A 1937-nucleotide genomic window follows, 5' to 3' on the forward strand; every position below is an offset into this window, starting at 1 on the left:
GCGGCCCTGACGTACTACTCGGTGCTCTCGGTCTTCCCCGCGATCCTGGCGCTGGTCTCCCTCCTCGGGGTGTTCGGGCAGGGGGAGGCAACCACCCAGGCAATGCTCGAGATCCTGCGCGACCTCGGCCAGAGCGACATCGCCGACCAGCTCGAAAAGCCCATCGCGGCCATGGTCGGGGCGCAGAGCGCGGGCCTGGCGCTGGCCGTCGGTCTCGCCGGTGCCCTCTGGGGGGCGTCGGGTTACGTCGGGGCCTTCGGGCGCACGCTGAACCGGATCTACCAGGTCGACGAGGGCCGCCCGGTCTGGAAGCTGCGCCCGCTCGTGCTCCTCGTGACGGTGGGGCTGGTCGTCATGGCGGCCATCGTGCTGGTCGGGCTCGTCGTCAGCGGACCTGTCGCCGAGGCGATCGGCTCGGCGATCGGGTTCGGTGAGCAGAGCCTGGCGCTGTGGAACCTCGCCAAGTGGCCCTTCCTCCTCGCGGTCGTCGTGCTGATGGTCGCGGTGCTCTACTACGCGACGCCGAACGTCCAGCAGCCCAAGTTCCGCTGGGTCTCGGTGGGGGCCGCCGTTGCCATCGGCATCTGGGTGCTCGCGTCGCTGGGGTTCGGGTTCTACGTCAGCAACTTCGCGAAGTACGACTCGCTCTACGGCTCCCTCGGAAGCGTCATCGTCTTCCTCCTGTGGCTGTGGCTGACCAACCTGGCCCTGCTCTTCGGGGCCGAGATCGACGCGGAGCTGGAGCGGGCGCGGCAGCTGCAGGCCGGCATCCGGGCCGAGCGCACCCTCCAGCTGCCGCCGCGCGACGACTCCGGGTCGCTCAAGGCCGCCACCAAGCTGGAGGAGCGCGTCGCCGAGGGGCGCCGGCTGCGGCTCGAGGCGCAGGCGCCGGACGAGGTTGAGGAGGCCGCGAACGGGTACGGACGCGGTCGTGGAGACCATCGACGCACGGCCCGCACCGGCGCGACACCGGCACACGAGCTGGAGCCCCTGCCGTCTGAGATCGCCCGGGAGCGGGCCCGGCGCCCCTGACGGAACCCTCGACCTCACGGCGCGTGATCGGCGCGCACGCAGGCCGGTCAGGGGCCCGGGGGTGACCTACCATGGTCCGGTGATTGCGACCAACCCCCGGTGAACCGGTTTCACGAGGGATTCGTCCTCGGTGACCGCTACACGCTGACCGCCCGCATCGCGTCCGGGGGCATGGGCGACGTCTGGGAGGCCAGCGACGGCGTCCTCGAGCGCCAGGTCGCGGTGAAGATCCTTCGGCCCAGCCTGGACGACGAGGAGGTCTTCGCGCTCCGCTTCCGCAACGAGGCGCTGCACACCGCCAACCTCGCGCACGTCAACGTCGCCACCGTCTTCGACTACGGCGAGGAGGACAACCTCGCCTACCTCGTCATGGAGCTCGTCCCCGGTGAGCCGCTGTCCGACCTCGTCAAGCGCGAGGGCGCCCTCGACCCGAGCCAGGTACGGGCGATCATGGCGCAGGCCGCGCTCGCCCTCGGGGCGGCCCACGAGGCCGGCGTCGTCCACCGCGACGTCAAGCCCGCGAACATCCTCGTCATGCCCGACGGCACGGTGAAGCTCACCGACTTCGGCATCGCCCGCGCCGTCGACGGGTCGGGACACACCCAGACCGGCGAGGTGCTCGGCACGCCGCACTACCTCTCGCCCGAGCAGGCCCTCGGCGAGCCCGCCACCGGCGCCTCCGACCTCTACGCCCTCGGCGTCGTCGCGCACGAGCTGCTCACCGGTCGCCGCCCGTTCGACAAGGGCACTCCGGTGGCGACCGCCCTGGCGCAGGTCAACGACCCGCCGCCGCCCCTGCCCGCGCACGTCCCCCCGGGCCTGCGCGCGCTCATCGAGCAGTGCCTCGAGAAGAGGCCTGCCGACCGTCCCGCGAGCGCCCGTGAGCTCGGTGAGCGACTCGGGCT

General features: G+C 72.0%; 2 protein-coding genes. Both read left to right on the forward strand.

Annotation, left to right across the window (positions count from 1 at the left end; all coding sequences use genetic code 11):
* A partial coding sequence (locus tag PLL68_RS14450) for a YihY/virulence factor BrkB family protein (protein WP_324535276.1) occupies positions 1–1032 on the forward strand: 1032 nt, incomplete at its 5' end.
* A 99-nt stretch (positions 1033–1131) separates the two neighbouring features.
* The coding region (locus PLL68_RS14455) for a serine/threonine-protein kinase (RefSeq protein WP_324535278.1) at positions 1132–1937 on the forward strand (806 nt) is incomplete at its 3' end.

Source organism: Ornithinibacter sp., assembly GCF_035443565.1.
Lineage (GTDB): Bacteria > Actinomycetota > Actinomycetes > Actinomycetales > Dermatophilaceae > Fodinibacter.